This is a genomic window from Kitasatospora sp. NPDC004669 (genome assembly GCF_040609455.1).
Taxonomy (GTDB): domain Bacteria; phylum Actinomycetota; class Actinomycetes; order Streptomycetales; family Streptomycetaceae; genus Kitasatospora.
On record NZ_JBEXKB010000029.1, the window covers coordinates 1 to 22,339 of the forward strand.

A 22,339-nucleotide genomic window follows, 5' to 3' on the forward strand; every position below is an offset into this window, starting at 1 on the left:
TGCCGGTGAGCTCGGTCAGCTCGGCCAGCGAGCCGACGCAGGTGAGGTGGCCCTCCTCGCAGCGCCAGATCGGCAGCGGGGTGCCCCAGTAGCGGTTGCGGCTGAGCGCCCAGTCGATGTTGTTGTTCAGCCAGTCGCCGAAGCGGCCGTGCTTGACCGTCTCCGGGAACCAGTTGGTGGCCTCGTTCTCGCGGATCAGCGCGTCCTTGACGGCGGTGGTCCGGATGTACCAGGACGGCTGCGCGTAGTAGAGCAGCGCGGTGTGGCAGCGCCAGCAGTGCGGGTAGCTGTGCTCGTACGGCACGTGGCGGAAGAGCAGGCCGCGCTCCTTGAGGTCCGCGACCAGGGCCTCGTCGGCCTTCTTGAAGAACTGGCCGCCGACCAGCGGGACCTCGGGGGCGAAGGTGCCGTCGGCGAGCACCGGGTTGACCACCGGCAGGCCGTACTTGCGGCAGGTCGCGAGGTCGTCCGCACCGAAGGCCGGGGACTGGTGGACGACACCGGTGCCGTCCTCGGTGGTGACGTAGTCCGCGGTGAGGACGAAGTGGGCGTTCTCGATCTCGACCAGTTCGAAGGGGCGCTGGTAGTTCCAGTGCTCCATCTCGGCGCCGGTGAAGGACTCGCCGGTGGTCTCCCAGCCCTCGCCGAGGGCCTTGGCGACCAGCGGCTCGGCGACGACCAGCTTCTCGTTGCCGTCGGTGGCCACCACGTAGGTGACCGCCGGGTTGACCGCGAGGGCGGTGTTGGAGACCAGGGTCCACGGGGTGGTGGTCCAGGCGAGCAGGGCCGCCTGGCCGGCCAGCGGGCCGCCGGTGAGCGGGAAGCGGACGTAGACCGAGGGGTCGACGACGGTCTCGTAGCCCTGGGCCAGCTCGTGGTCGGACAGGCCGGTGCCGCAGCGCGGGCACCAGGGGGCGACGCGGTGGTCCTGGACCAGCAGGCCCTTGTCGAAGATCTGCTTGAGCGACCACCAGACGGACTGGACGTACGACGGGTCCATCGTCCGGTAGGCCTGGTCGAGGTCGACCCAGTACCCCATGCGGGTGGTCAGCTCGGCGAAGGCGTCGGTGTGGCGGGTCACCGAATCGCGGCACTTGGCGTTGAACTCGGCGATGCCGTAGGCCTCGATGTCCTGCTTGCCGGAGAAACCCAGCTCCTTCTCGACGGCCAGCTCGACCGGCAGGCCGTGGCAGTCCCAGCCGGCCTTGCGGGCGACGTGGAAGCCCTTCATCGTCCGGAAGCGCGGGAAGACGTCCTTGAAGACGCGGGCCTCGATGTGGTGGGCGCCGGGCATGCCGTTGGCGGTCGGCGGGCCCTCGTAGAAGACCCACTCGGGACGGCCCTCGGACTGCTCCAGGCTGCGCTGGAAGATCTTGTTGTCCTGCCAGAAGGACAGGATCTGATGCTCCAGGGCAGGCAGGTCCACCTGCGCGGGGACGGGGTTGTAGGTGCTGCTCATCGCGGGCGTCTACCTCCGGCGGATGCTGGGACTGAATCCTCCGGAGGGACGAGACGGCCTGGCCGCCCCGCGGTACCACCCTCCTTGGCCGCGGTGCTGCGTTGCGGCCCTCTTGTTTGGGCTTGCTGCCGGGTCTAGTGGGCCGCCGCGGGTCGCGCGGTGGCCGTTCTTCCGGCGGCTCCGGGGTGATCTTCCCGTCGTGCACACCCCCGGGCTCACACCGTCCCCGGGTCGCTGGTGGCTGCGTACGTCGGTACTCGTCCCATCTGCGCCTTGCAGGCCCAGTGTATCGGCCGGGCGAGTCGGTTTGTCCAAACCGTTTCCGCAGGGGTGGTCGCGGGGCGTGGAAGGGCTGGTCGGCGGGGTGGTTAGGCGGGGGTGAGGTGGGCACAAGTCTGTCAACGCGCGGGGCGTGGCGGCTGGGGCGGCTGCCTGGGTGGGATCAGCGCGAGGCGCCGGTATGTCATGTTGTGACCGGTTTTGATCGGGATTATCGTTCCGGCACTGGAAGCCGCCGGGAACCGGCGGCTCGATTCGTTCGTAGATGGGGTCGAAGCCATGGCTGATAAGGCAACCGGCGTGGGCACCGCCACCAAGCGGGCACGCAAGGCCGTGGCGGCCGATCCAGGGGAGGGGACCGTGACCACTACCGCACCTCAGAGCAGCACCGACATCGTCACCGCACCGCGCGGGGCCGAGTCCGTCGATCCGGCCACGCTGCCGGTCCGGCCCGGCGAGGACCCGTGGACCTCGGAGGAGGTCCACGAGCTGCACGACGAGCTGATCAGCGACCTGGAGCGGCTGCGCGGCGAGATCGACGCCGCCGACGCCGCCATCGCCGGCCTGATGCGCGACTCCAACGACGGAGCCGGCGACGACCAGGTGGACGCCGGTACGAAGAACATCTCGCGGGAGAGCGAGCTGGCGCTCGCCAACAACGCGCGGGACAGCCTCGCCCAGACGGAGCGCGCCCTGGAGCGGCTGGAGGGCGTCGGCTTCGGCATCTGCGAGTCCTGCGGACAGGCCATCGGCAAGGCCCGGATGCAGGCCTTCCCCCGGGCCACGCTCTGCGTCCAGTGCAAGGCCAAGCAGGAACGCCGCTGAACCGGGCCACCGGAGCGACGTCGGGGGTCGGGCTTGCCGTACGCTCGACCCCGTAACGTCGCCTGACACGTCCGTAGCGGTTCCTCGACGGATTCCAGAGCGGCATCGGCCCAACATCCTCCCCCACCTCCTGCCCGGGGGAGCTCCATCGGCAGCGGAGCGGATCATCAGTACGCAAGGTTCCCCCCAGACCCGGGACGACGCCGTCCCGAACCCCGCCGATGCCGTGGAGGTGGCCGTGGCCGATCCCACCGAGCCCGCGGAGGCGGCCTCGACCGACGGCGACGCGACTTCCGGGGGCGGGGCCACGGTGGTGGAGAAACCCAAGGGTCCGCGGCGGGTCGGCGTGCTGCTGGTCGTCGCGGTGCTCGCCTTCCTGATCGACCTGGGCAGCAAGCTGCTGGTCGTCGCCAAGCTGGAGAACCACGCGGCGATCAAGGTGATCGGCGACGTCGTCACCCTCCAGGTGATCCGCAACTCCGGTGCCGCCTTCGGCATGGGGCAGGCGCTGACCGTCGTCTTCACGATGATCGCCTCGGCCGTCATCGTGGTGATCTGGCGGATCGCCCGCAGGCTGTACAGCCTGCCGTGGGCGATCGCGCTCGGACTGCTGCTCGGCGGGGCGCTCGGCAACCTCACCGACCGGCTGTTCCGCGCGCCGGGCGTCTTCCGCGGGCACGTCGTGGACTTCGTCTCGGTCCAGCACTTCGCGGTGTTCAACCTCGCCGACTCGGCGATCGTCTGCGGCGGGATCCTGGTGGTGCTCCTCTCCTTCCGGGGCAGCAACCCGGACGGGACCGTGCACCAGCAGACGGAGAAGGGCGACAAGTAGGGCACTGCGCCACCGGGCGGGACCGCCGGCGGGAGGGGTGGTGCCGCCTTTCCGGCATACTCGTACGGGTGAGTACCGCAGCGCAGATCCGCAGCCTCCCCGTACCCGACGGCCTGGAGGGCGAGCGCCTCGACGCCGCCCTCGCCCGGATGTTCGGCTTCTCCCGGACGAAGGCCGCCGAGTTGGCCGCCGAGGGCAAGGTGACGCTCGACGGCGCCGTGGCCGGCAAGTCGGACCGGGTGACCGCCGGTTCCTGGCTGGAGGTCGAGATTCCCGCCCCCGCCGCCCCGGTGCAGATCGTGGCCGAGCCGGTCGACGGCATGCGGATCGTCCACGACGACGAGGACATCGTGCTGGTCGACAAGCCGGTCGGTGTCGCCGCGCACCCGAGCCCCGGCTGGACCGGCCCCACCGTGATCGGCGGGCTCGCCGCCGCCGGCTACCGGATCTCGACGTCCGGTGCCGCCGAGCGGCAGGGCATCGTGCACCGGCTGGACGTCGGCACCTCGGGGCTGATGGTCGTCGCCAAGTCCGAGCGGGCGTACACCGACCTCAAGCGGCAGTTCCACGACCGGATCACCGAGAAGCGGTACCACACGCTGGTCCAGGGACACCCGGACCCGATGAGCGGCACGGTGGACGCGCCGATCGGGCGGCACCCCAGCTCGGACTGGAAGTGGGCGGTCACCCGTGACGGCAAGGCGTCGATCACCCACTACGACCTGATCGAGGCGTACCGGGCGGCCTCGCTGCTGGCCATCAAGCTGGAGACCGGCCGCACCCACCAGATCCGCGTCCACATGTCCGCGCTGCGCCACCCCTGCGTCGGCGACCTGACGTACGGCGCCGACCCGACGCTGGCCAAGCGGCTCGGGCTGACCCGGCAGTGGCTGCACGCGGTCTCGCTCGGCTTCGAGCACCCGGCGGACGGGCAGTGGGTCGAGTTCAGCAGCGAGTACCCGGAGGACCTGAAGAAGGCCCTGGACATCATCGCGACGGAGAGCTGACGCGCCGGTCGCGTCACCGTGTGTGATAGGTCTACTACGCCAGGTTGGAACGATGACCAAGTTCCGGCCCGGCCTACCGTCGGGCTGGCGGGAAGTCAGGTCTGTGGAGCTGATGTAGGACCGATGGGCGGCACACCGTCCCTTTGCTGGTAGCCCCAGGTCGGCAACCGGCTGTGAAGCAGAAAGCCCGACCCGCGAGGGTTGGAGTCCTCCGGCTTCGGCCGGAGGAGGATGTCAACGTCGAGCAGAACGTGCTGGAGGAGCTGGAGTAGCGACGATGCCGGGATTCCGCATCGGACGATGACTCGGGTGCTCTAGCGGCTGGCGAGCACGTGCCGGTCGGGCCTTCCGCTTTGCGCGGTTCCCCGCGCCCCTTCCGGGGCGCGGGGAACTTCCGTTTCGGGGAGAGGGCAGGGGCCGGGGGTAGAACACGGGACCTTCTCAGGGCGGGGTGAGCCGTGCGATACCGGCGCTTAGCGGGGTGAACCGGGCGAAAAGGGGTGGTGGCTTTATCGGACGCCTACCCGGGCGGCGGATACGATCAGCCCCCATGGAGTTCGGTGGGGCATGGCGTCGCTGGCGTGGCCGCGGCATGTCGGTGCGGCGCAAGGTGCTGGCCGGGGCGGTGGCCCTGGTCGCGGTCGCCGGGGTCGGTACGGTGGCGGTGGCGTCCGGCGGCGAGCAGGTGGTCCACCAGGAGGATCGTTTCCTCAGCATGCCGGAGACGCCCGGCAGCGCCCAGCAGGTCCAACTGGACACCTCGTTCTTCACCACAGGCACCACCCCGCGACCGGCGGTCCTGCTCGCGCACGGCTTCGGCGGCTCCAAGGACGGCGAGCGGGAGCGCGCCCAGCAGCTGGCCCGGCAGGGCTACGCGGTGCTGACCTGGTCGGCGCGCGGCTTCGGGCACTCGGGCGGGAAGATCGGCCTGAACGCGCCGGACCGCGAGGTCGAGGACGTCAAGCACCTGGTGGACTGGCTGGCCCAGCGGCCCGAGGTGCAGCTCGACGGGCCCGGTGACCCCCGGGTGGGCATCACCGGCGCCTCGTACGGCGGGGCGATCTCGCTGCTGGCCTCCGCGTACGACCACCGGATCGACGCGGTGGCCACCCAGATCACCTGGTGGAACCTGGCCGACGCGCTGTTCCCGCAGGGCGTGCAGGGCTCGGGCGCGGCGGACGGCGTGTTCAAGAAGCTGTGGGCCGGGATCTTCTTCACCACCGGCTCGGCGGCCCCTGGTTCGGCTGGCGGTCTCGGGCCCTCGGGCGGGGCGCCGCGCGGCGGGGCCGGGCCCCAGCCGACGACCGACGGGCAGGTGGGCTGCGGGCGTTTCCTGGACTCGCTCTGCCAGATGTACGACCGGGTCGCCACCGCCGGGCACGCCGATCCGGAGGCCGTCGCGCTGCTGGAGAAGTCCAGTCCGTCCTCGGTGGCGGCGCAGCTCAAGGCGCCCACCCTGGTGGTGCAGGGGCAGCAGGACTCGCTGTTCCCGCTGGACCAGGGCGACCGGATCGCCCGGGCGGTGGCGGCCAACGGCGCGCCGGTCGCGGTGGACTGGTTCGCGGGCGGGCACGACGGCGGGACGGACACCAGTGCGCGGGTGGACGACCGGGTGACCGCCTGGTTCGACCACTACCTGCGGGGGCGCGGCAACGACACCGGGCCGGCCTTCCGGGTGACCCGGACCGGCGGCGTGGACTCCACCGGCTTCCAGGCCGTGCTGCGCGGCGCCTCCGCGGACCGCTACCCGGGGCTGGCCGGGACGGGCTCCCGGTCGATCGAGCTGGCGGGCGGGGAGAAGCCGGTCGCCAACCCGCCCGGCGGGGCACCGCCGGGGATCTCGACGCTGCCGGGGATCGGCGCGCTGAGCCAGGCGGCCTCGCTCGGGGCCGGGCTGTCGCTGGACTTCCCGGGGCAGAACGCCGCCTTCGACTCGGCGCCGCTGGACACGCCGCTGCACCTGACCGGGCAGCCGACCGTGCCGGTGAAGGTGACGGCGGACCGGCCGGACGCGGTGCTGTTCGCGAAGCTGTACGACGTCGGGCCGGACGGCAAGTCGGTGCTGCCGCAGCAGCTCGCGGCGCCGCTGCGGGTGACCGGCGCCGACGCGGGCCGGACCGTGACCGTCCAGCTGCCGGCCGTGGACCACACCTTCCCGACCGGGCACCGGGTGCGGCTGGTGCTGGCGTCCACCGACCTGGCGTACGCCTCTCCGGCGGAGCCGGCCACCTACCGGGTCACGCCGGCCGGGGCGCTCATGGTGCCGACCGACGAGGAACTGGTCACCGAGGCGGCGCCGCTGCCCGCGCGGACCTGGCTGCTGCCGCTGGCGGCCGTGCTGCTGGCCGCCGCCCTGGTGCTGGTGCCGGTGGTGCGTCGGCGGCGCTCGGCGGCCGCCGGGCCGGGCTTCGACCCGGAGCTGGCCGGGGTGCCGCTGCAGATCAGCGGACTGAGCAAGCGCTACAAGGGCGCGCAGGACCGGTACGCCGTACGGGACCTGGGCTTCCGGGTGGAGCAGGGCCAGGTGCTCGGCCTGCTCGGGCCGAACGGTGCGGGCAAGACCACCACGCTGCGGATGCTGATGGGCCTGATCCGGCCGGACGCCGGGGAGATCCGGATCTTCGGACACCTGGTGCGGCCGGGGGCACCGGTGCTCTCGCGGGTCGGGGCCTTCGTCGAGGGCGCGGGCTTCCTGCCGCACCTGACCGGACGGGCCAACCTGCGGCTGTACTGGCGGGCCACCGGGCGGCCGGAGGCGGACGCGCGCTTCGACGAGGCGCTGGCGATCGCCGGGCTCGGTGAGGCGCTGGACCGGGCGGTGCGCACCTACTCGCAGGGCATGCGGCAGCGCCTGGCCATCGCGCAGGCGATGCTCGGGATGCCGGACCTGCTGATCCTGGACGAGCCGACCAACGGGCTGGACCCGCCGCAGATCCGCGAGATGCGCGAGGTGATGATCCGGTACGCGGCAGGCGGGCGGACCGTCATCGTCTCCAGCCACCTGCTGGCCGAGGTCGAGCAGAGCTGTACGGACCTGGTGGTCATGGACCGCGGGCGGCTGGTGACGGCCGGGCCGGTCGGAGAGATCGTCGGCGCCGGCGAGCTGCTGATGATCGGGGTCGCCGACTCCTGCGACCCGGAGTCGGTGGTCGCCAAGGTCGGCGCGCTGGCCGGGGTCGGCTCGGCGGAGGCCGTCGAGGACGGGCTGCTGGTCCGGCTGGACGGGCTCGCGGCGAGCGAGCTGCTGGCGGAGCTGGTGCGGCTGGGGGTGCCGGTGGAGAGCGCCGGGCCGCAGCGGCGGTTGGAGGACGCGTTCCTGTCGTTGATCGGAGGTGCGGCGTGAGCGCCGTCTCGACGGACCATGCCGAGGGGTACCGGGCGAGCCGGACCCTGCCGCTGCGGGTGGAGGCGATGCGGCAGCTGCGTCGGCGCCGCACGCTGGTGATCGGTGGGGTGCTGGCGGCGATGCCGTTCGTCATCCTGGCCGCGTTCCAGATCGGCGGCACCCCGGGGCGTCCGGACCGGACCACCTTCATCGAGCTGGCCACCGCCTCCGGCGCCAACTTCGCCGTCACCATGCTGTTCGTGGGCACCGGCTTCATGCTGGTGATCCCGGTCGCGCTGTTCTGCGGGGACACGGTGGCCTCGGAGGCCAGCTGGTCCTCGCTGCGCTACCTGCTGGCCGCGCCGGTGCCGAGGGCCCGGCTGCTGGCCCGCAAGTTCGCGGTCGGGCTGGCGTTCTCGGCGGTGGCGGTGGTGATGCTGCCCGCGGTCGGGCTGGTGGTCGGCACCGCCGCGTACGGGTGGGGGGACCTGAAGCTGCCCGCCGGGGCCAGCCTGCCGGCCGGGCAGGCGCTGCCCCGGATCGCGCTCGCGGTGGCCTTCGTGTTCCTGAGCGAGCTGGTGATCGCCGCGCTGGCCTTCTGGCTGTCGACGGCGACGGACGCGCCGCTGGGGGCGGTCGGCGGTGCGGTGTTCGTCTCGATCATCACCGGGGTGCTGGACGCGGTCACCGCGCTGGGCGATCTGCGGGAGTGGCTGCCGGCGCACTGGCAGTACGCGTGGGCGGACGCCCTGCAGCCGCAGCTGGAGTGGGGCGGCATGCTGCAGGGCGTCTCGCTGTCGCTCTCGTACGCGGTGGTGCTGTTGGCGCTGGCCTTCCGGGGGTTCGCGCGCAAGGACGTGGTGTCGTAACACCTGCTACGGCAACTGGATCGGGGTGGGCAGCAGGGCGCGGGCGGGCACCGGGTGCCAGCGGCCGTCCTCGCCGACCCGGCCGAAGGCCTGGTCGCCGAAGTGGAACGCGAAGCCGTAGGTGCGCGGCTTGCGCAGTTCGGCCAGCAGGGTCCGGCGGGCCTTCAGCACCTTGTCGACGTTGGTGTCCGGTCCGGACGGCCACTCGGGGTGGGCCACCTGGGCCGGGGTGTGGAAGGCGTCGCCGAACACCAGGATCCGCCGCCCGTCGCCGGCCGAGATGACGAAGGTGGTGTGGCCCGGGCTGTGGCCGGGGGTGATCAGCGTTCTGACGCCGGGCCACACCTGCGTGCCGTCGTCGAAGCGGCGCAGCACCTTCGACATCGGGAGCATGAAGCTGTCCCAGGACGGCGCCCCGACCTTGACCTGGTGCTCCCAGAACGGCTCCCACTCGGCCCCGGCCACCAGGTAGCCCGCGCGCGGGAACGCCTTGCGCGGCGCCCGGCCCGGTGCGGTGAGGAAGCCCATGCCGGTGTGGTCGGTGTGCAGGTGGGTGAAGGCCACGGTGTCGATGGTCTCCGGTGCCACCCGCAGCCCCCGGAGGGTGCGCAGCAGCGCTCCGCCGCGGGAGACGCCGAGCGAGGGCGGGAGCACATTGGCACCGAGGCCCACGTCGATCAGCAGCCGGCGGTGGCCCCGCTCGACCAGGACGCCGCCGGCCGAGGCGGCGATCCGGCCGGAGGGTGCGACCTCCTCGGGGTGCTCCGCCCAGTAGGAGGAGGGGACGGCGGGCAGGAAGCCGGTGCGGTCCAACCCCATGGCGGCGTCGACGACATAGGTGAGCCGGACGTCGCCCAGGGTGAAGGTGCGGACGGCGGACTGGTCGCCGAGCGAGCCGATCCGGGGGCGTGCGGGCCGGCGTGCGGGCCGGGTTTCCTCCCGGGCCTCGGCCTGGGGGAGTCCGCCGGCGAGCGGAACGGCCAGGGCGGCGCCGGCGACGACGGCGGTGCGCAGCACACGGCGCCGGGAGGGGGCGCCCTGGTGTTCGGATGGCTCTGTCATGGCTGGGCCTTCTTGTGTGGGAGGGGCCTTCGTGGGGTGGCTTCGTGGGGGCGGGCGTCAGCCGGTGTTGCGCAGGCCGGCGGCGACGCCGTTGACGGTCAGCAGCAGGGCCCGGCAGAGCGTGCGGTCGGGCTCATCGCCCGCGGCGGCCGCGTCCCGCTGGCGCTTGAGCAGGGCGACCTGGAGGTAGGAGATCGGGTCCAGGTAGGCGTCGCGGACAGTGAAGGTCTGCTTCAACACCGGCTGGGATTCCAGGAGTTCGCTCTCGCCGGTGATCCGCAGCAGCTCGCTGACGGTCAGGTCGTGCTCGGCCTCGATCGCCGCGAAGACGTGCTGGAGCGACTCGGGCACCAGCGTCTCCACGTAGTGCCGGGCGATCCGCAGGTCGGTCTTGGCCAGCGTCATCTCCACGTTGGAGACGAAGTTGCGGAAGAAGTGCCACTGCTCGTGCATCTCGTCCAGGACGGCGCCGAGACCCGCCTCGCGCAGCGCCTTCAGCCCGGAGCCGACGCCGTACCAGCCCGGCACGATCTGCCGGGACTGGGTCCAGCCGAACACCCAGGGGATCGCCCGCAGGCCGTCCAGTCCGCCGCCGGAGTCCGGGCGGCGCGAGGGCCGTGAACCCAGGTGCAGGTCGGCGAGTTGGTCGACGGGGGTGGAGGCCAGGAAGTAGGCGGGCAGGTCCGGGTCCTCCACCAGTGCGCGGTAGGCGGCGTGCGCGGCGTCGGAGACCACGTCCATCGCGGCGTCCCAGCGGGCCAGGGCCTCGTCCGACTGGCGCGGGGCGGTGTGCAGCGCGGAGGCCTGCAGCGTGGCGGCGACCGTCAGTTCCAGGTTCTCCCGGGCCAGCGACGGGACCAGGTACTTGTCGCTGATCACCTCGCCCTGCTCGGTGACCTTGATCTCGCCCTCCAGGGTGCCCCAGGGCTGGGCGAGGATCGCGTCGTGCGAGGGGCCGCCGCCGCGGCCGACGGTGCCGCCGCGGCCGTGGAAGAGGCGCAGCCGCACCCCGTAGCGGTGGGCGATGTCGCGCAGCCGGCGCTGGGCGCGGTGGATCTCCCACTGGGAGGTGGTGATGCCGCCGAACTTGGAGGAGTCCGAGTAGCCGAGCATGACCTCCTGGACGTCCCCGCGCAGGGCGACCAGGGCCCGGTACGACGGGTCGGAGAGCATGTCCTCCAAGATCGTGTCGGCGGCCCTCAGCTCGTCGGTGGTCTCCAGCAGCGGAACGATGCCGATCTCGGCGATCCCGGCGTGCAGGTCGACCAGGCCGGCCTCGCGGGCCAGCACGGTGGCGGCGAAGACGTCGTCCGCGCCTTGGCACATCGAGATGATGTACGACTCGATGACCTCGGGCCCGAAGGAGTCCAGCGCCCGGCGGACGGTGTGGAAGACCCCGAGGGTCCGCTCCCCGGCCCGGTCCAGCCGCGCCGGGCCGAGCAGCCGGCGGGAGGTGAGCTCCTTGGCCAGCAGCCGCTGCCGGTAGTCGCGGGGCATCTCGGCGTAGCGCCAGGACTCCTCGTCGAGCCGGTCGAAGAGCTGGCCGAGGGCGTGGTGGTGGGCGTCGGCGTGCTCGCGCACGTCCATGGTGGCCAGTTGCAGGCCGAAGGCGGCGAGGGTGCGGATCGTCCGGCCCAGCCGGCCCTCGGCGAACAGGCCGCCGCGGTGCTCGCGCAGCGAGGTCTGCACCAGGGTGAGGTCGCGCAGCAGTTCGGCGGTGCCGAGGTAGTCGCGGCCCTCCTCGTGCGGGCCGCCCTCGGCGAGCCGGCGCTTGGTGTTCACCAGCTTCTGGCGGATCGCGGTGACCTTGAGGCGGTACGGCTCCTCGGAGTTGAGCCGCTTGTAGCGGGGGCTGATCTCGGGCAGACGGGCCAGGTCGTGCTCCAGCGAGTCGAGCAGCTCGTCGGTGACGCCGGTGTAGCGGATGGAGTTGGAGAGCAGTCCGCGCAGCTCGTCGACCATCGCCAGGGCGTCGTTGATGCCGTGCTCGTGCTGGAGGATCAGGACGTCCCAGGTGACCTCCGGGGTGACGTTGGGGTTGCCGTCGCGGTCGCCGCCGATCCAGGTGCCGAAGGTCAACGGGCGGGTGTCGTCGGGCAGTCGGACGCCGACCCGCTCCAGCTCGGCGGTGAGGTCCTCCAGGACGTCGCCGACCGCATTGGCGTGCAGCTCGTCCAGGTAGTAGATGGCGTTGCGGGCCTCGTCGGCGGGTTCGGGGCGGACCACCCGCAGCTCGTCGGTCTGCCACATCAGGTCGATGGTCTCGGCGAGCCGCGCGTCGTGGCGGCGGCGGTCCGCCTCGGGGACCGGGGTCTCCAGCAGTTCGGCGATCCGGCGCAGCTTGGTGAGGACCGAGCGGCGGGCGGCCTCGGTGGGGTGGGCGGTGAAGACCGGGCGGACGTTGAGGTGTTCGACCGCCCGGGCCAGAGCGTCCGGCGCCTCCCTCGCCGCCTGCTGGACGACGCGGGCGAGGGCGGCGCCGGCCCGTTCCCTGACGGCACGCAGTTCGCGGCCGCGGTGCACCTGTTCGGCGACGTTGGCCAGGTGGAAGTAGGTGGCGAGGGCGCGGACCAGTTTGGCCGCGGTCGCCGGCCCGATGCCGCGCAGCAGTTCGGCGGTGGCCTCACCGTCGGTGCGGCTGAGCAGGCGGACCTGTTCGACCAGGCCGAGCAGCTCGGGGCCCTCCTGGCGGACGAGCGTCTCGTCGAGCAGGTCCGCGAGGTGCCGGAGGTCCGCGTGCAGGGCGGCGTGGTCGGTACGGGCGTTCATGACTGCTCCTGGTCGGGGAGTGGTGAAGGTCCGTTCACGGCGTCAGCAGGTTCACCGGGTTGGCCCAGGTGATGGCCCTGATCTCCCGGTTCGTCAGGCCGGCGGCCCGGAACCACTGCGCGCTCAGGTCCAGCCATTCCTTCACGTCCGGCTGGTCGGGCTGTCCGAGGTCGGAGCTGAACAGCACCCGTGGGTGGGCGTGCACCAGCTCGCTCAGGTGTCCGGCGTCGCGGTGGCCCAGCAACAGGGTCAGCGCGGTGATCTCGACGTACAGGCCGGGCACTTGGGACAGGTCGGTCAGGTTGTCGGGGGTGAAGCCCGACATGGGGTGGGTGGCGTGGGTGAGGAGCAGGCGCGGCAGGTCGAGCCGGACCGCCTCGTCCACGATGCGCAGCGCCGCCTCCCGGTCGCTGTGCCCGGTGGCCACCGCGACCGGCAGGTCGCGGGCCGCCCGGAGCACCTCGCGTACGTCCCGGCGCAGTCGGCCGTCGTCGTCGAGGACCGGGCGGGTGCGCCACCGTTCGGGGTCGAGCAGGGGGTGGAACGGGGTGCGGCGCAGCGGCGAGCAGTGGGTGTGGCCGACCAGGGTGGGCAGGTGGACGACCAGGCGGGCCGGGCTGTCCGGGCCGTGGGCGTAGACCGCCTGCTCCACGGCCCGGGGCCGGACGCCGCCGGCCAGCTCGTTGAGGACGAGGGTGCCGGAGACCGGCAGCCCCTCCTGACGGGCCTCCCAGGCGCGGGCGGCGGTGGAGCTGAGGTGGCTCTTGAGCACCACCCAGCCGCCGACGTCCTGGTAGGCCCGGCCCGCGCCGAGGGAGGTGAGGCGGCGGCGGTAGAGGTCGGGGCCGGCGTGGTAGTGGAGGTCCACCACCATGCTCCCCGCCGGGTCATGCATGGGACTGCTGGGCGCCGCCGTCGTCCCAGGGCTTGGCGTAGCCGTACCGGCGGCGGGCCTCGTCGAGCCGCAGGCCGGCGTCGACGGCCTCGGCGATGGCGCTCTCGGTCCGCTCCACCCGCTCGGCCCGGTCGGCGACCTCGGCGGCGTGCTCGGCGGGGACCACCAGGGCTCCGTTGTCGTCGGCGACCACGATGTCGCCGGGCCGTACGGTGACCCGGCCGATGACGACGTCCCGGCCGGTGGCGGCGAGCTCCACCCGGTTCTTGCCGCTGACCATGGTGGCGCCGGTGCTGAACAGCGGGTAGCCGGCGGCGCGGATCTCGGCGATGTCGCGGGCCGAGCCGTGCAGGGCGGTGCCCCGCACGCCGCGGCGCTGGGCGAGCTTGGTCAGCAGCGAGCCCCAGTTGGTGCAGCTGGTGCTGCCGGCGTTGTCGACCACCACGAAGGAGCCCTCGGGCACGTCGTCCAGGTAGTTGGCGGCGTTGCGGAAGCCCTCGGCGGCGCTGTCGACGGGCTGGTAGCTGACGGTGAAGGCGCGGCCGGCGGCGCGGGCGCCGGGCACCCGGGGGGCGATGCCGGCCAGGACGCCGCCGACGCCCAGGCTGTCGAGGGCGTCGGAGACGGAGGCGGTGTCCAGGCGGGCGAGCCGGTCCACCACGTCCTCGGGGCCGTGGCCGGCGGTGAGCTCCTCGGCCACCGCCCGGGCGACCTCGCGGGTGCCGCTGGTGCCGCCCATGTCGTACGTGACGGTGGTGCGCTGCTTGGCGACCGCCCGGACCGCAGCCCGGAGTTCGCCGCCGGGGACGGGCAGGCCCAGGTGGTCGAGCATCTGGGCGACGGTGAGCACCATCGCCATCGGGTTGGCGCGGTTCTGCCCGGCCATGCCGGGGGCGCTGCCGTGCACCGGCTCGAAGTAGCTGCCGTGGTCGCCGATGTTGCCGCTGGGGGCGAGGCCGAGGCCGCCCATGACGCCCGCGCCGAGGTCGGAGAGGATGTCGCCGAACATGTTCTCGGCGACCAGCACGCCGAACCGCTCGGGCCGGCGCACCAGCCACAGGGCGATCGCGTCGACGTTGAGGATCTCGGTCTCGATCTCGGGGTACTCGCCGGCGATCAGCTCCAGGCGCTCGCGCAGGTGGTTGCTGCTGTGGCGCAGCACGTTGGGCTTGTCGACCAGGGTGAGCCGGTCGTAGCCGTGCGAGCGGGCGTACTCGAAGCCGTAGCGCAGCAGCCGGTCCATGCCGAACCGGGTCTGCAGGCGCAGTGTGACGCTGCTCGAATCCGGGCCGGAGGCCTGGGCGTTGGGGTGGTCGCGGACCACGTTCCAGAGTGCGTCGTCCAGGCCGTGGAAGTCGTAACCGGCGTACAGGCCCTCGGTGTTCTCGCGGATCACCGTGAAGTCGAAGCGGCCGTCGACCAGGTCGATGACCGGGCGGATGTTGGCGTACAGGCTCAGCTGCTGGCGCAGCTGGATGACCGGGGAGACGAAGGTGAGCCCGGTGCCGCGCAGTTCGGCGGGCAGCTCGGCCTCGGCCTCGCGCAGCGGCTTGCTGGTGATGGCGCCGAGCAGGCAGGTGTCGGTCTCCTCCAGGAGCTTCCAGGTCCGCTGGGGGACCGGGTTGCCCTCCTGGCGCCAGCACTCCCAGCCGATCTCGCCGAAGCGCAGATCGAGTGGGAGGCCGAGCTCGTCCACGACGTCGAGGGCCGCGGAGGTGACTTCCGGTCCGATGCCGTCGCCGGGGAGTACCGCGACGCTCTTCATGTGCTGAGTCCCTTCTCCCGCAGGAAGGTGCCGACCAGGGCGGACACCTCTGCGGTGCGTTCGAAGTGGGGGCGCATGCCGGCCCCCGGGATGACGTGCACCCGGTGGTGCGGGGCCGCCGCGGTGTGGCGGTGGCCGACCAACTGGGAGTGACCGCCGACGATCTGCAGCAGCGGGCCGGGGTGGGCCCGCACCGCGTCGGTCAGGTCGATGCCGCACAGCATCCGCATCCCGGCGGCGAGGCGGCGCCCGGCCTCCGGGTCGTGCGGTTCGGGGGTGTCGCCCCCCGGTTCGAAGCGGCGGTCGTGCGGCTGGACGCGCCGGTTGAGCAGGGCCAGGGCCTCGCCGGAGCGGCCGGTGGCGGCCAGTTCGGCGATCTCGGTGAGCCTGGTTTCGAGGACGGCGTCGCTGCGGGCGGGGCCGGAGACGAGCAGCGCCGCGGTGTGCGGGGCGAGGTCGGGGAGCAGGGCCTGGGCCACCGCCCCGCCCAGGGCGTTCCCACAGAGCAGGTCCACCGGGCCGTACCGGGTGAGGAGTCGACGCCAGCGGGCGGCGAGGGCGGCCAGCGAGTCGATCTGTTCGTCCCAGGCGGAGAGGGTGTCCACCACGGTCACCCGCAGGCCGGCCTCGGCCAGGGCCCGGGTGACGGGGGTGAAGAAGGCTCCGCCGTCCCAGCGGGGGGTGACCGGGGCGAGGACGAGGGCGTGTGCCGCGCCGGCGGCGGTCTCCGGTCCGAAGACCGCCGCCGGTACGGTCCGTCCGGTGGTCGTCACCGGACGGTGGCGAGGGTGCGCGCGGTGGCGATGCCCTCGTGGTGGCTGCCGCCCACCAGGTCCTTGCGGTGCTCGACCGGCAGGTCGTAGCGGCCCAGGACCAGGTCCGGCAGCGGGAGGGAGGGGGTGCCTTCCGGGACGGTGGCGAGCAGCAGTTCGGCCAACTCCAGGGCGTGGCCCAGGTGGAGGCGGGCCGAGGCCTCGGCGTCGGTGCGGTCGAGGTGCGCCAGCCACTGCTCGGCGATCAGGTTGCCCGGGCCCTTGCCCATGCCCTGGATCGAGGAGTCCATCCAGGTCGCGCCGGCGGCGACCGCGCTGATCGCGTTGGACAGGGCGAGGCCCAGGTTGTTGTGGGCGTGCAGGCCGACCGGGCCGCCGGTGACCGACTTGGTCAGGGTGGTGAGGTCGGTGGTGTCCACCGGGGAGAGGCTGCCGTTGGAGTCGGCCAGGTAGACGAACTCCGCGCCGGCGTCGGTGGCGGCGGTGGACACCTCGACGATGCCGCGCCCCGACCACTGGCTTATTCGGGCGAAGTTGACGCCGACGGTGTACCCGATCTCCTTGGCCTGGCGGATGTACTCCAGGCCGCGCTGGTAGCCCTTGGACGGCAGGATGATGCGGACCAGGCGGGCGCCGGCGGCGTACATCGCGGGCAGGTCCTGCTCGGTGATGTTCTTCGGGTGCAGGATCATCGCGACCCGGTCCGGGCCGACCTCCTGGGCGACGGCGGCGATGAACTCGTCGTCGCCGCGGCCGGTGAGCCCGAGGTTCGGGATCGGCACCAGTGAGCCCTTGCGGTAGGCGATCTCGACCCAGTCGAAGCCCGCCTCGACGCTGAGCTTGGCGTGCTTCAGCGCGTAGTCCAGGGGGAAGTTGAAGCCGTTGCGGTAGCCGCCGTCACGGAGGGTGACGTCGATGTTGACGATGCTCACGGTTCCTCCAGGTGCAGTGGATTGGGGGGTGGATCAGGCCTGCTGGGCGGCGGCGTGGTGCGCGGCGAGCCGGCCGAAGATCAGCGAGCGCAGGACCGAGGTCGCCGGCGGGTAGGCGTGGTAGAAGAGGCCGGTGGCCTCGCCCGCCGCGTACAGGCCGGGGATGGCGGTGCCGGAGGGGGTGACGATCCGGCCGTCGAGGTCGGTGCGGACGCCGCCGTAGGTGAAGCAGATCGCGGAGGTGACCGGGACGCCGATGAACGGCGCGGTGTCCAGCGGGGTGGCCCAGTTGGACTTCTTCGGCTCGATGCCGACGGTGGCCTTGCCGTCCAGCCGGGTCGGGTCGAACTCGCCGGGGCCGACGGCCGCGTTGAACTCGGCGACGGTCTTCTCCAGCGCCTCGGCGTCGATGCCGAGCTTGCCGGCCAGCTCCTCCAGGCTGTCGGCCTGCTCCGGCGGCACGTCGCTGAGCAGCGAGGTCATGATGCCGGGGATGGCCAGCGTCTTGGCGTCGGCGATCCAGTACGCCTCCTGGTCCTGGTTCTTCCAGATCTCGTAGCCGACGTGCTCGAAGGTGTTGTCCCAGGTGTCGCGGCCCTCGTCGAAGAAGCGCTCCATCCTGCGGTTGACGAAGATGCCGGTGGCGAAGCCGTACAGGACCGAGTCGGCCTTGTCGGTGCGGGTGTCGACGGGCTCGGCGTGGATGCCGTCGAACTGGCCGGCGGTGTCGGCGCCCAGCTCCAGGGCCATCCGCAGCGCGTCGCCGCGGTTGTTGGTGATGCCGGGGGCGATCAGCGGGAGGTCGCAGGCCTTCTCGCCGATGTAGCGGGTGAGCATCTCCGGGTTGCCCTGGAAGCCGCCGCAGGCCAGCACGACGGCACGGCCGGTGAGCCGCTGGGTGCGGCCGTCGGCGCCGCGGACCAGGACGCCGTCGACGGTGCCGTCCTCGGTGGTGGTCAGGCGCAGCGCCTCGGTCCGGTAGCGGATGTCGACGCGCGGGTCGTTCTCCAGGGCGGCGCCCAGGTGCTCGACGATCGAGGCGCCGCCGCCGCGGGGGCTGGCCGGCTTGGCCATGGACGGCTGGCCGGCGGCGAAGGTGTGCGGCAGCGGGAAGTGCTCGAAGGCGATCTCGACGCCGTGCTTCTCGACGAACTCCAGGGTCTGCTTGGTCTCGCGCTCGACGGTGCGGCAGTACTCGATGTCGGCGAGGCCGCCGGAGACCCGGCTGACGTGCTCGGCCCAGTCGGTGTCCAGCTGCTTGTCCTCGTTGATCCGCAGGAACGCTCCGGTCCAGCGGGTGGCGCCGCCGCGCTCCTCCTCGCTGGAGCGCTCCAGGATCGCGATCTTCGCCGGGGTCTCACGGCCCTCGGTGGCCTCGGCGTAGGACAGCGCGGCAGACAGGCCGGCGGCGCCGAAGCCGATGACGATGAGGTCGTACTGGGCCTGGGTGTTCGCGTCGGACATGTGCTTCTCCTCCGAGTGGGGTGGAAGGTTCGGGGTTTCCTGAGGGGTTCTCGCGGGGTTCTCGCGGGGCGGTGCGGGGCTCAGCGGTTGGGCGTGATGACCCGGCTGGTGCGGTAGAGCCGGAACTTGGCGCCGGTGGTGGTCTCGGCGAAGGCCTGGTAGCGGCGCATGAACTCCGGGTCCTGGAAGATCGCGTCGAACTCCGCCTGGCTCGACCAGGCCGCGAAGTTGACCATGGCGTCGCCGTCGACGCTGGTCAGCAGGCGGGAGCCGCGGAAGCCGTCGGCGGTGGCGGCGACGTGGTCGACGGCCAGGGCCAGCGCGTCCACGCTGGCCGCCGCGTCGTCGGTGGTGGCCACGTTGATCAGCAGGACGCCGTCGTCCTGGACCGGGGAGGTGATCACGCCGGGGCTCGCGTTGCGGCCCTCGAAGGAGAGCTGGGCGTACGAGGCGATGCCCAGCTTGTGCCAGGGGTCGCTCTCGATGAGCTCGCGCACCTGGATGTCGTCGAGGTCGGCGGTGATGATGACCGCGCCGCCGTCCGGCCGGGGGCCGCTGAGCAGGACGCGGCCCTGGTCGCCGTGCTCGCGCAGCCAGGCCTTGTGCTCGGCCATGTGGGCGAGGACGGTCTCACGCGGGGTCAGGTACGTGAGGGTCAGTACGTGGATCAACGGGTCCTCCGGGTCGTGTGGACGGATCGGATGGTCGGGGTGTGTGGGGGAGGTGCCGGGTGCGGGCCTGGCGGGGTACGGGGGGCAGCAGGCTCAGGCGGTGGGGACGCCGAGGTGCCGGGAGAGCCCGGAGAGGATCCGCTCCGCGTCGGCCACGACGTTGTGGACGACCTGGGCGGCGGGCTGGATGTCCTGGATCTGGTCGAGGTTCTCGCCGACGAGCATGGCGCGCTGGGTGGTGTCGTCGCGGGCGACGGCGGCGTTCCACGCGGGCTCGATCTCGCCCCGGCGGGCGGCCAGTTCGGCGTCCCGGTCGGTCCAGGTGCGGGTGAAGTCGTTGACGACGGCGCGGGCGCTGTAGACCTGGTCCCACGGGATGCCGCGCACGACGTCGAAGGAACGGGTGTTGACGGTGTCGGCGGTGCCGGCGGAGACCAGGTGGGACCTGAAGCCGGGGGAGGCCATCGACTCCTCGGTCGCGGCGAAGCGGGTGCCCATCATCACGCCGTCGGCGCCGAGCGCGAGGGCCGCCGCGAGGCCGCGGCCGTCCGCGAAGCCGCCGGCCGCGACCACCGGCACCAGACCCTGGGTGACGTCCAGGACGGCCGGGATCAGGGGCAGGGTGGCGCGGGAGGCGTGGTGGCCGCCGGCCTCGGCGCCCTGGGCGACGATCACGTGGGCGCCGGCCCGCAGGGCGATGGCGGCCTGGGCGGGGTCGTGCACCTGGACGACGACCTTGGAGCCGGCCTCGGTCGCGGAGGCCACGTACTTCTGCACCTGGGTGGCGCTGCCGAAGGAGAGCTCCACGACCGGCGGGGCGTAGCCGAGCACCTTCTCCCACAGACCGGGCCGCTCGTCGAAGGTGAACATGACGCACCCGACGCCCCAGACGCCGCCGGTCTCGGCGGCCTGCGGCAGGTGCTCGTCGATGAACGCCGCGTCGCCGTAGCTGACGCCGACGAGGCCGAGACCGCCCGCCGCCGTCACGGCGCCGGCGAGTCGTCCGCCGGTCACGCCGCCCATCGGGGCGCAGACGACCGGGTGGTCGATGCCGAGCAGTTCCGTCAGCCTGGTCGAGATCACGATGCTCCCTTGGTCCGGTTCGATGGCATGGCACGGCCCGGCGGGCCGACGAGAACGGGTGGCGCGGCGAATTCGACGTTGAATTCCGCGCGGTGGGGGCGGGGCATTCCACGGATCGGAACCGTTTCGGAAGGGGGCCCGCGTTGTACTGGGCTGCTTTGTGCTGAGCTGCTTTGCGCCGAGCCGGGCTGGTCGAGCCGTGTTGCCCGGTGCTGCGCTCTGGTGAAGACATTAGCCGTGGGATTCGAACGGCGTCCAAGACGTAAACCGTGTGACCGCCATAAGCCGGTGCTATATCGGCTGGATATCGGGGGGCTCGGGAAACGCGAAAAGGCGTGTGATCCGGGCGGGGGAGACCCGGATCACACGCCGGTCGGGGGCCGGTTCGAACACGGTGTGCGCGCCCGAACCGGCAGGGGGATTACTCGGCGAGGAACAGCCAGCCGCGCTCGGCGGCCACCTCCTGCAGGACGCGGGCGGTGTGGCTGCCCCGCACCGCGGTGACGGCGAGGCGCTCGCGCGGCGGTCTGGGGGTCGGCAGCGGCCGCCACACCAGGTGCGGCTCCCGCTCCACGGCGCGCCGCGGGCGCAGGGCCACCAGGTCCGGGGTGGTCCGCAGCGCGTGCAGGAACAGGGCCGGCTGATCCTGGTCGGCCGGGTGCAGCACGGTGTTCCAGCCGAGTCGGGCCAGGTGCGCGGGTACGGACTCGGCGAACCCGGGCGCGCAGCCCTCGTCGTACCAGAGCAGACGCTGCCGGTTGAGGTCCCGCAGGGTCAGTTCGGGCCGGGCGGCGAGCGGGTGCTCGCGCGCCATCACGACGCCGAGCGGCTCGTCCCGGACCACGGCGCAGACCACGTGCGGCACCGGGATCGGCAGCCGCACGATGCCAAAGGCGATCTCGCCGTGCCGCAGCAGCTCGCCCTGGTCGGCCGCGTCCACCGAGCGCATCCGCAGCTTCGCGCCGGGCTGGTGGGCGGCCTGCTGGCCGTTGTGGGTGCGGCGCCCGGACAGGCCGTTCTGCACCTCGATCAGGACCTCGGCCGGCACCCCGCCGCACACCCCGACGGGCCACACCTGCGGCGCGGGGGCGACCGCGGCGATGGCCGAGCGGAGCTGGCCGGGAATTCCCTGGATTTCCCGGAGGAATGCCCGGCCGCCGGCCGTCAGTTCAACGCCGCGGGAACTGCGGATGAACAGTGCGGCACCGATTCTCTGTTCCAGCCGTCGAATTTGCTGGCTGAGGCTCGGCTGGGAAATCCGGAGTTCCTGGGCGGCGGCCGAGACGGTTCCGGCGCGGACCACGGTCAGGAAATACCGGAGGTGTCGCATGTCGAAATCGTCGACTTCCCTTGCGTCGGTCATCGCGCGGAGCAGGACGTCGTCGGCCGGATCCGGTCCGGGTGCGTCGAGGCCCGCGCGTGTCGAGGTGCGTTGGCCCGTCCACTCGTCCAGCACACTCATCCGCTCCTCCAAAGCGTCGTCCCAAGCGGTGTCGACCCTGCCCCCGCGCAGGGGTTGTGCGCCCGGCGGGCCCTCCACGTCGGGGCCCTCGATGCAGCATGACACAAAAATTCGTTCCAGAAGGTATTTTTTACGGGCCTGAAACAGGGCCCGAGGCGGGGTCTGCGGCGGGACCGCCCTCCGGGCGTGCGGAGTCCGGCCCCCCGTTCCCCGTCAGTGCCGTGAACAGCAGCCGCCACAACGGCTCCCCGTCGGGTGCGCCCGCGATCTCGGCGCACCCGTCGGGAGCGTTCAGCAGTCCGTACATCATGATCATCAGCAAGGCGGCGACCAGCTGCGGCGAGTATCCGGGGAAGCCGCTGCCTCGCTGGGCCCGGCGGACCAGTTCGGTCAGGGCGTTGTGCATCTCGACGAGGACGCCGGAGAGCGATTGCGCCAGGGTCGGGCAGTCGGCTGCGAGCCGGAGCGCGGCCCGCAGTCGCACGTCCGACTGCAGCCGGCCGGCGAAACCCACCACGACGCGTTCGAGGATGCCCCCCGGGTCGGCGCCCGGGGCGTCGTACTCGGCCCGCAGGCTCGTCCAGGTGTGCCGGGACTCGTTGATCAGAGCCCCGGCCAACGACCTCTTCGAGGGGAAGTGCCCGTACAGCGCGCCCTTGGTCATGCCGATGCGCTCGGCCACCGCGTTGAGCGTGGCGCTGCTGTAGCCCTGCGAGGCGAACACCTCCGCCGCGGCCGTCAGGACCTTCTCCCGTGTGCGTCGTGCCCGTTCCTGTTTGGCCATGTGTGTGCCCTCCATAGTGAGCGAGAGCACATACATACCATCGGGACGGAATGTTTCCGCAGTCTTCCGGTCCGCCGAGCTGA

The 22,339-nt window shown here is 72.4% G+C and carries 17 protein-coding genes; 5 read left to right on the forward strand and 12 right to left on the reverse strand.

From position 1 onward, the window contains the following. Nucleotides 1-1,459, reverse strand: a 1,459-nt coding sequence (locus ABZW30_RS23465) for a class I tRNA ligase family protein (protein ID WP_355673119.1), incomplete at its 3' end; no start/stop codon positions are given. 558 nt (nucleotides 1,460-2,017) lie between these two features. Here ABZW30_RS23465 and ABZW30_RS23470 point away from each other — a divergent pair. The 5 genes from ABZW30_RS23470 (at nucleotide 2,018) to ABZW30_RS23490 (ending at nucleotide 8,596) form a co-directional block, all read left to right on the forward strand. Next, the gene (locus tag ABZW30_RS23470) at nucleotides 2,018-2,563 is read left to right on the forward strand and encodes a TraR/DksA family transcriptional regulator (RefSeq protein ID WP_355673120.1); all 546 of its coding nucleotides are present in this window, start codon (nucleotides 2,018-2,020) and stop codon (nucleotides 2,561-2,563) included. A 238-nt stretch (nucleotides 2,564-2,801) separates the two neighbouring features. Then, nucleotides 2,802-3,395: a signal peptidase II gene (lspA, locus tag ABZW30_RS23475; protein WP_355673121.1), complete on the forward strand. Its 594-nt coding sequence runs from the start codon at nucleotides 2,802-2,804 to the stop codon at nucleotides 3,393-3,395. Between the two features lie 68 nt (nucleotides 3,396-3,463). Then, nucleotides 3,464-4,402 carry an RluA family pseudouridine synthase gene (locus ABZW30_RS23480; protein WP_355673122.1) on the forward strand — a complete coding sequence of 313 codons (939 nt, stop codon included), beginning with the start codon at nucleotides 3,464-3,466 and terminating at the stop codon, nucleotides 4,400-4,402. A 550-nt stretch (nucleotides 4,403-4,952) separates the two neighbouring features. Further along, nucleotides 4,953-7,745 (forward strand): alpha/beta fold hydrolase, encoded by a 2,793-nt coding sequence (locus tag ABZW30_RS23485; RefSeq protein ID WP_355673123.1) that lies wholly within the window; start codon nucleotides 4,953-4,955, stop codon nucleotides 7,743-7,745. Then, nucleotides 7,742-8,596, forward strand: a complete 855-nt coding sequence (locus ABZW30_RS23490) for an ABC transporter permease (protein ID WP_355673124.1) — start codon at nucleotides 7,742-7,744, stop codon at nucleotides 8,594-8,596. The genes ABZW30_RS23485 and ABZW30_RS23490 overlap by 4 nt, the downstream gene beginning before the upstream one ends. Nucleotides 8,597-8,602: 6 nt before the next feature. Here ABZW30_RS23490 and ABZW30_RS23495 read toward each other — a convergent pair whose 3' ends face one another. From ABZW30_RS23495 to ABZW30_RS23545, 11 genes are all read right to left on the reverse strand, one after another. Next, a complete protein-coding gene (locus ABZW30_RS23495; RefSeq protein WP_355673125.1) occupies nucleotides 8,603-9,658 on the reverse strand; it encodes an MBL fold metallo-hydrolase in 1,056 nt (351 codons plus the stop codon). Between the two features lie 57 nt (nucleotides 9,659-9,715). Beyond that, nucleotides 9,716-12,427: a phosphoenolpyruvate carboxylase gene (ppc, locus tag ABZW30_RS23500; RefSeq protein ID WP_355673126.1), complete on the reverse strand. Its 2,712-nt coding sequence runs from the start codon at nucleotides 12,425-12,427 to the stop codon at nucleotides 9,716-9,718. 34 nt (nucleotides 12,428-12,461) lie between these two features. Further along, nucleotides 12,462-13,295, reverse strand: a complete 834-nt coding sequence (locus ABZW30_RS23505; protein WP_355673127.1) for a DUF6282 family protein — start codon at nucleotides 13,293-13,295, stop codon at nucleotides 12,462-12,464. A 19-nt stretch (nucleotides 13,296-13,314) separates the two neighbouring features. Beyond that, on the reverse strand, nucleotides 13,315-15,087 hold the full coding sequence (locus tag ABZW30_RS23510; RefSeq protein WP_355673128.1) for an isocitrate/isopropylmalate family dehydrogenase: 1,773 nt from the start codon (nucleotides 15,085-15,087) through the stop codon (nucleotides 13,315-13,317). Further along, nucleotides 15,084-15,860, reverse strand: coding sequence for a hypothetical protein (locus tag ABZW30_RS23515; protein ID WP_355673129.1), 777 nt, complete (start codon nucleotides 15,858-15,860; stop codon nucleotides 15,084-15,086). The genes ABZW30_RS23510 and ABZW30_RS23515 overlap by 4 nt, the downstream gene beginning before the upstream one ends. After that, on the reverse strand, nucleotides 15,857-16,792 hold the full coding sequence (locus ABZW30_RS23520) for a hypothetical protein (RefSeq protein WP_355673130.1): 936 nt from the start codon (nucleotides 16,790-16,792) through the stop codon (nucleotides 15,857-15,859). The genes ABZW30_RS23515 and ABZW30_RS23520 overlap by 4 nt, the downstream gene beginning before the upstream one ends. 33 nt (nucleotides 16,793-16,825) lie before the next feature. Continuing rightward, nucleotides 16,826-18,256 carry an FAD-binding protein gene (locus ABZW30_RS23525; RefSeq protein WP_355673131.1) on the reverse strand — a complete coding sequence of 477 codons (1,431 nt, stop codon included), beginning with the start codon at nucleotides 18,254-18,256 and terminating at the stop codon, nucleotides 16,826-16,828. A gap of 80 nt (nucleotides 18,257-18,336) precedes the next feature. Further along, the gene (locus ABZW30_RS23530) at nucleotides 18,337-18,927 is read right to left on the reverse strand and encodes a YciI family protein (protein WP_355673132.1); all 591 of its coding nucleotides are present in this window, start codon (nucleotides 18,925-18,927) and stop codon (nucleotides 18,337-18,339) included. Between the two features lie 93 nt (nucleotides 18,928-19,020). Continuing rightward, nucleotides 19,021-20,010: a nitronate monooxygenase gene (locus ABZW30_RS23535; RefSeq protein ID WP_355673133.1), complete on the reverse strand. Its 990-nt coding sequence runs from the start codon at nucleotides 20,008-20,010 to the stop codon at nucleotides 19,021-19,023. Nucleotides 20,011-20,431: 421 nt separating this feature from the next. After that, nucleotides 20,432-21,472, reverse strand: coding sequence for a LysR family transcriptional regulator (locus ABZW30_RS23540; protein ID WP_355673134.1), 1,041 nt, complete (start codon nucleotides 21,470-21,472; stop codon nucleotides 20,432-20,434). Nucleotides 21,473-21,602: 130 nt separating this feature from the next. After that, a complete protein-coding gene (locus ABZW30_RS23545; protein ID WP_355673135.1) occupies nucleotides 21,603-22,256 on the reverse strand; it encodes a TetR/AcrR family transcriptional regulator in 654 nt (217 codons plus the stop codon). Between the last annotated feature and the right edge of the window lie 83 nt (nucleotides 22,257-22,339).